Below are 6,678 nucleotides of genomic sequence, written 5' to 3'. Positions count from 1 at the left end.
TTTGTGCTCTTCGTGTGCTTCGTGGTTCAAAGCTTTTGCTTCTGGAATTAATAGACAGAGGCTTAATGTCTATCGTAAGTGGTACTTATAAACTTTGTAGTCAAGCTGATTTCTATTGTTTGAAAAATTCTTTAAACTGCTCCTCCAAATTCTCAATGCCTTTGACAATAGCACCAGCATCTTGAAGACCGGGTGCAGAGTGCGGAACCTCATCAAATCCTTCCGCCAACGCTCTTTGGTTTTCAATCTCTATGTCATTTATAACTTTATTTAAATTTGTACATGCGGACTCTTTTGCTTTACTCATCGTTAGTTGCCAGGAGTCGTTGAAATCCAACTTGCACAGTTCGAAATCTTCAAATATGAAAGTCTCCTTAGGCCCAGTTCTTTCCGCACACAGTTTGGCTGCATATGGACACCGTTCATGATGAGTGACTTTCCCAAGATAAAGTCTGGTCCCTGTCTGCTTTATCTCAAACTGCATAGAGCCATCGCAAGATTCCGAATTAAACCTTCGAAACTCACTATTACATTTAGTAATTACCTTAAACTTGGATTCTGTTTCCCATTCAATAGATTTAACAGTATGCCCACACATTTTCATCATTTCAAATGCTTCTGGATTTAATTCAGCAAGATCTTTATCAAAATAATGTGGGTTTTCACCTAATGCATTTTGTAATGGGTACATAATGGCTCCCGTTAACCGGCATGCTGCCGTTTTTGAAATAGTGAATTTGAGCAAAGAAAACTCAGGCTTTTCTAAGAATTCAGTGATTAGATTATTTAAATTTCAAAAAGTTCAAATCTATTCTATTAATTACCTTTGATGAAGTCAGCAAACATGTGTCATCAGTCAGCCGCTGGTAATTCTACTCTGGATTTCAGTCATTTATGCTCAATGATAACGAAGAACCCAATGCTTGCCATTGCTCCGGGGTAAGTCGGGTAAGCTCATTTCTGGCCCTGAACACAAACTCTTCGTAGGGCTTCGTCTGTATTGAGTCAAATTCCCTTGCTGCCAGGTTACCCACTGTTTTCTCATCCACTGGAGCCATGATTAACAATCCACACATTTCAAGAATACCGTACCCCTGCTTTTCGGGCACATATTCAGGATTAACATTGGCATTTTGAATTCTGGGAAATATGAAGGAGTGCAGACAAAGATTATCGTCCACCCAGTAGATCAGGTTGTAACCCCCTGTTCCACAGACATCGCTGTTGCTCAAGTATTTCAGAATATTGTTAAAGACTTGCTCAAATTCAGCACGATTCTCACCCGTGCTATGTATTCCGGATAAATGTGCTGTGTTATTGGCTTGATCACCGGTCATCCAACGAACGGTGGTTTTACCATACTGTACTACAGGCAGGCTTTCATCCACAAAGAGATGTCCGTCAGCCAGAGCTTTGCGCAGGGGCAAATGCTCTTGCATTGCATGGATATGAAGGTGCTTCTGTGAATTTCCCCTTAAGCTGCTATGGGCAAACGTGTAGGCCGATCCCATGCCTTTTGCCAAATCAAAGAGTTCTGCACTTTTTTCAAATATTTTACTCTGATCCAGATGTTCTGTGGGTTTTATTAGCCAGCATACAGAGCTGTAAGGTCTGAAATTGGAGATGATAGTCAAGCCCTTGAAGCGGGTGTTCAGGAGCCTGGAATCGTTGTTGCATAGTGCACACGGGTTTCGTGGGTGACTCTGCCCTTTATTAATTTCAAACTTTCTTTGAATGGATTCATCAAATTTGAAAAGCCTGCGAGGAAAGAATCTGATTTGCAGATATGGTCGAACTTCAATAAACCTGTGCTGCAACTGATTACTAAGGGTAATCTGTGCCTGAAATGACATTATCTCTAACAATTGGATATTTTCATCAGGACAGACAGACGTTTTTCTGACTGAATTAACCGCCCGAACATGTCGGCTTACAAATTTGGCAATCTCCGGAAACCCGGCCTCTTTCGGGGAGGGAACGGGATCTGTGTTAATTGAAAGTTTGAATTGGACGGAATTCATCCTTAGTCCTTATTAATAAAAAATATATCTGAAAACAGGCCGTTTGGTTGTGTACCCGGGTTTGGAAAATTGCACTTTTTCTTACACCCGGGAGAAGGGGTGTGAGAGAATAGACTATTCCGCTGCGGCTGAGATAGTTTAAAATTTTAAAGTCAGTTAATCACACTAATTGCTTTCGATCAATCATATCCATGACAGATCAAAAAGCAGTTTTTGGAACGATCAGTATGAAATGATCATTTGTAGAGTTCCTTTATTTTTCTGATCAATTCTCGCGGAATGCTTCACCTATAGCCCGGACAGCCTCCCGGGAGGCTGTCAATCGTTATGTGTCGAGGAAGGTGAAATAACTTGGCGAAAGGTCAAGTTGATTCTCGGCTCTACTGATCTTGCTGTTTTTGTCAGGCAGTGTTGCCAGTATTTCTGAGTAGTTCCAGCCATTAGCAATAGAGAGCCTGAAATCAGGTCGAAAGTATAAGGTTTGATGTCTTTTCTGTATTTGTGGCGCAATCGGAACCTTCGTGTTGCTCCCAGGCTGAATGATGCAATAGCCGGGTTTTCTCCTAACTCCGGTTCATCGTCACTGTGCCAGCCATTACTGTCCCGGCCACTGCGATAAAGGTTGATTAATACAGAGTTAAAGTGATGGTTGCAGATCTTTTCGACCTGTTGTTTCAGGGTGGTCACGGTCTGGCTCCATGGTTGTGGGGAAAGTGCCAGGCCTGAATATTGGTAATCTGCGTCAGGATCACCCATCCACACCTGAAGCCTGGGAACGGGCAGGGTTTTACCATAAATCGTTATCTGATCCTGCTGCCAGGGCAATGTGGCGTAGAGCTCTGAGTATAACTGCCAGCCGGTGGATTCGGGGATTATCTCTGGCCATAAAAGCAGCTGGGCATCGGCAGGGGTGTATATCTGCGGAGGTGTTGAAATGGTGGAGAATGTTTTCACTGTTATCGGGCCCCTGACATCGAATTGAGCACCTGTGATAGTACCGGGCCTGCTGACAGCCGGTCCGAGTAGAAGAGGACGTTACCGCCCTCAGCCCTCGCATTGCCGGATGAGCCCAATTAAGGAATTGTCCCGGAATAACTTCATCATTTTATTCAGTCCGGGAAATTGTCGCTTCCCGCAAAAACACAAGCAGTTCCACCTTTTTGCGAAGCGGGCAGCGCCTTTAAAAATGTGGAAGTTATTTCAGGACAATTCCTTACAGGCAGCGTTCATGACCGTGGATTCTGCCCATATAGCCGGTATGCCTCCAAAGCTGATGCCTCATCCACCAGCATTTTCTCAAATTGCTTCAGCTCCCCTGTCAAAGGAGAAGACGCTTTAGGCGCCTGTAGCTCAATTTTCAGATCATTTTCGTGAATGATGGATAACTTCAGAGCGTGAACGGCCTCAACGTAGGCTTCATCCGCCAGCCTGAAGTCACTGCCAATGTCTGCAGCAACACAATCTTTCAGACTGTCAACCACCCTGGCTCGCTCTTCGGTAACCTTTGACTGCCCCCGACCCTCCAACAGGTCCAGCCAGAGCTGCGACAGTTCACATTCCAGCTGTAGCTTGCGCAATGCCTGATCACAGACACCTTCAGCCTTGCCCTCTCCCAGGCGCTGCCAGGCAGTTTGGTTCTTTTGTTGGACCAGCGCAATCATCGTTCCAATCCTTTTCTGTTTATCAGCAGGCTTGAAACGGGAGATCATCTTATAGAGGCAGGTTGGCAGGAGATTTTTTATTTTTGCCAGAAGGCTCTTGTTATTGGTTTTGAGACTCTTTCGGGAAGAAGGCTCTGCCAGCATAACACTTCGATTCTCGAGGATTTTTTTTAGCTCTTTGAAGATTTTCTTATCTTCGCTGATGGCAGCCGACGCTAACTGCAGGCTGTTATTTACAGAATCCCTGGAGGGATCTTCTGTTGGGCCACCATCAGACGGGACCGGGTCACTCATTAAACATCCTTATGTTTATAATGACCCATTAATAATAGTCAATGACGCATCCATGCGTGGTATTTTTCCACCAGCGATAATACCCCTTGTGGTGCATGGGCTTTTTTCCATTCACCGGCAGCAAACTTGTTGGCTTCGCTCAGTGTCGGGTAGATATGGATAGTGCCCAGAATTTTGTTCAGGCCCAGACCGTGCTTCATGGCACTGATGTATTCAGTAATCAGCTCGCCGGCATGATAACCGACAATGGTGACACCCAGGATCTTATCCTTGCCCGGCACGGTCAACACTTTGACAAAACCCCGTGCCTCTTCATCGGCTATGGCTCGATCCAGGTCATCCATGCCGTATTTGGTCACTTCATAAGCGATGCCCTGTGCCTGAGCCTCCTGTTCATTCAGGCCCACCCTGGCCACTTCCGGATCGGTAAAGGTACACCAGGGAATCACGGAATAATCCACTTTGAATTTTTTAAAACGGCCAAACAGGGCGTTCACCGCACAATACCAGGCCTGATGTGCCGCCGTATGGGTAAACTGGTAAGGTCCCGCCACATCGCCACAGGCATAGATATTGGGATAACGGGTCTGCATATAATCATTAACCTCAATGGTGCCCCGCCCGGTTAATTCGATACCCATCGCTTCAAGGCCAAGATTTGCCGTATTGGCCAGGCGGCCGGTGGCAAACAGGACAACATCAAAGTCAATTTCCACGATCTGGCCGGCACATTCGGCTGCCAGATATTGACGCTCTGCCCCGGTGTCCGGATCCGGAACCTTATGGAAAGACCGGGCTTCATGTTTCAGCCTCAACTCAACACCATCCTGAATAAACTGAGCCATCACCAGTTTTGACACATCGTCATCTTCACGATGCAACAGCCGGGTCCCGTGGTCCACCTGAATAACCTGAACACCCAGCCTGGTGAAGGCCTGGGTCAGTTCACAGCCAATAGGGCCGCCGCCAATCACCAGCATCCGGCCCGGCTTGTTTCGTAACTCCCAGATGGTGTCCGATGTGTAGTGTTTGATTTTCTCAAGACCCGGCAGCGGTGGAACATAGGGACGACCACCACTGGCAATGACAATATTTCGGGAGGTGATTCTTTTACCGTCGACCTCTACTTCCCAGGGACTGATCAGCTGCGCCGAGCCATGAATACAGTGCACCCCCAGACCGGAATAACGTTCTACAGAGTCGTGGGGCTCAACCTTGCGAATAACGTCCTGAACTCGCTCCATCACTCTGGAGAAATTAACCTGCCCGGCCACATAATCAATACCGAACTCATCGGCCCGCTTAAGGTAGTGCGCCATTTTGGCGGAGCGAATCAGGGCTTTACTGGGCACACAACCGGTATTCAGGCAATCGCCCCCCATTTTGTGCCGTTCAATCAGTGATACTTTGGCCTTGACCGCCGCGGCAATATAGCTGCTGACCAGTCCGGCAGAGCCGGCGCCAATCACGGTCAGGTTATTATCAAACTGTGCCGGGCGCTGGTAGCGGCTGTATAAACGACGACGTCTGAACCACTCCATCACCATTCTGGTTATCCAGGGAAAAATACCCAAAAGTACAAATGAGGCAATCAATGGTGGCGTTAAAATCCCGTCAAGGGAGAGTTCATCCACCTGACCGAGTTGGGCACCGGCATTCACGAAAACCGCCGTGCCCGGAAGCATTCCCAGTTGACTGACCAGACTGAAGGTCAGAACCCGCATGGAGGTCAGCCCCATGACCAGGTTGATCACAAAGAAAGGCACGGCGGGAATCAGTCTGAGCGTGGCCAGATAAAAGGCACCGTCCTTGTTTACTCCGCTGTTAATGGTGGCCAGATAGTCGGCAAACTTTTGTGCGACCCAGTCCCTTAATAAGGTCCTGGAAAACAGAAAAGCGAGCGTTGCTCCCAGGGTGCTGGCAAAAGAGACCAGCAACACCCCCTGAAACAGGCCGAAAATCGCACCCGCCAGCACCGTAAGCAGAGCCGCCCCCGGCAGGGAAAGGCCGGTAACCACCACATAGATGACAAAGAAGACGACAGCGGTCAGTATCGGACCATCACGATAAAGGCCCTGAAAGAAATCGCGGGTCAGGTATTGCTGGCCGTCCAGGGTGTAAAACGCACCGATGGCTACGACAAGCACTATTAGCAAAAGCCATTTCTTGTTATTCATAACACCTTCCATTAGCAGCCATTAACAGCAGCTATCAGCAGCAGCCAAAACCCCTGGTTGACAGGATAATTCATGCAAAATCATACGTTTTTTCCCGTATAATGCTAGACATATTGTCAAATTAAAACTGTGGCTGTTCGCAGGGCTTGTCGGGGTTTTGTTGCGAGGCTCAGTCAAACGCAAAACTTATTCCGGGAAAACTCTTTGTAATCTCACGAGACAACTCTTGGTAATCTCACGAGACAACTCTTTGTAATCTCACGGGACAACGTAATCTCAAAAAAGGATAAAGAAGTATGATTCATCGCCCTTTTCCTGCTGCCCGCCCAAGGCGTATGCGTTACAACGACTTCTCCCGACGTCTGATGCGCGAAAGTCAGCTTTGCGTGGACAATCTTATTTATCCACTGTTTATTGTGGCCGGTAATCAGCAGCGTCAAGCCGTTGCCTCCATGCCCGGTGTTGAGCGCCTGAGCATTGATTTACTTCTTGAGGAAGCCGCAGAACTGGTGGCGCTGGGCATTC

The 6,678-nt window shown here is 47.4% G+C and carries 5 protein-coding genes and 1 pseudogene; 1 reads left to right on the top strand and 5 read right to left on the bottom strand.

The genetic code is table 11. From position 1 onward, the window contains the following. Positions 1–112: 112 nt before the first annotated feature. The 5 genes from KDK14_RS03355 to KDK14_RS03335 form a co-directional block, all read right to left on the bottom strand. Positions 113–691, bottom strand: coding sequence for a hypothetical protein (locus KDK14_RS03355; protein ID WP_257263605.1), 579 nt, complete (start codon positions 689–691; stop codon positions 113–115). 193 nt (positions 692–884) lie between these two features. After that, on the bottom strand, positions 885–2,021 hold the full coding sequence (locus KDK14_RS03350; protein ID WP_257263604.1) for a hypothetical protein: 1,137 nt from the start codon (positions 2,019–2,021) through the stop codon (positions 885–887). 318 nt (positions 2,022–2,339) lie between these two features. Then, complete coding sequence (locus KDK14_RS03345) at positions 2,340–2,975, bottom strand: alpha-ketoglutarate-dependent dioxygenase AlkB (RefSeq protein ID WP_257263603.1); 636 nt, start codon at positions 2,973–2,975, stop codon at positions 2,340–2,342. A gap of 272 nt (positions 2,976–3,247) precedes the next feature. After that, positions 3,248–3,976, bottom strand: coding sequence for a hypothetical protein (locus KDK14_RS03340; RefSeq protein ID WP_257263602.1), 729 nt, complete (start codon positions 3,974–3,976; stop codon positions 3,248–3,250). Between the two features lie 38 nt (positions 3,977–4,014). After that, the gene (locus KDK14_RS03335; RefSeq protein WP_257263601.1) at positions 4,015–6,153 is read right to left on the bottom strand and encodes an FAD-dependent oxidoreductase; all 2,139 of its coding nucleotides are present in this window, start codon (positions 6,151–6,153) and stop codon (positions 4,015–4,017) included. Between the two features lie 296 nt (positions 6,154–6,449). Between KDK14_RS03335 and KDK14_RS03330 the strand changes: the two are divergent. Beyond that, positions 6,450–6,678: pseudogene (locus tag KDK14_RS03330) on the top strand (porphobilinogen synthase); the annotation flags it as partial.

The sequence above is a fragment of the Endozoicomonas sp. ONNA2 genome (genome assembly GCF_024606365.1).
Classification (GTDB): Bacteria; Pseudomonadota; Gammaproteobacteria; order Pseudomonadales; family Endozoicomonadaceae; genus Endozoicomonas.
This window is presented reverse-complemented; position numbering and strand designations above follow the sequence as displayed.

Bases quoted from the DNA above. Each gene is read 5' to 3' on its own strand.
- KDK14_RS03355 (WP_257263605.1), bottom strand. From the start codon at position 691: ATGTACCCATTACAAAATGCATTAGGTGAAAACCCACATTATTTTGAT.
- KDK14_RS03350 (WP_257263604.1), bottom strand. From the start codon at position 2,021: ATGAATTCCGTCCAATTCAAACTTTCAATTAACACAGATCCCGTTCCC.
- KDK14_RS03340 (WP_257263602.1), bottom strand. From the start codon at position 3,976: ATGAGTGACCCGGTCCCGTCTGATGGTGGCCCAACAGAAGATCCCTCC.
- KDK14_RS03335 (WP_257263601.1), bottom strand. From the start codon at position 6,153: ATGAATAACAAGAAATGGCTTTTGCTAATAGTGCTTGTCGTAGCCATC.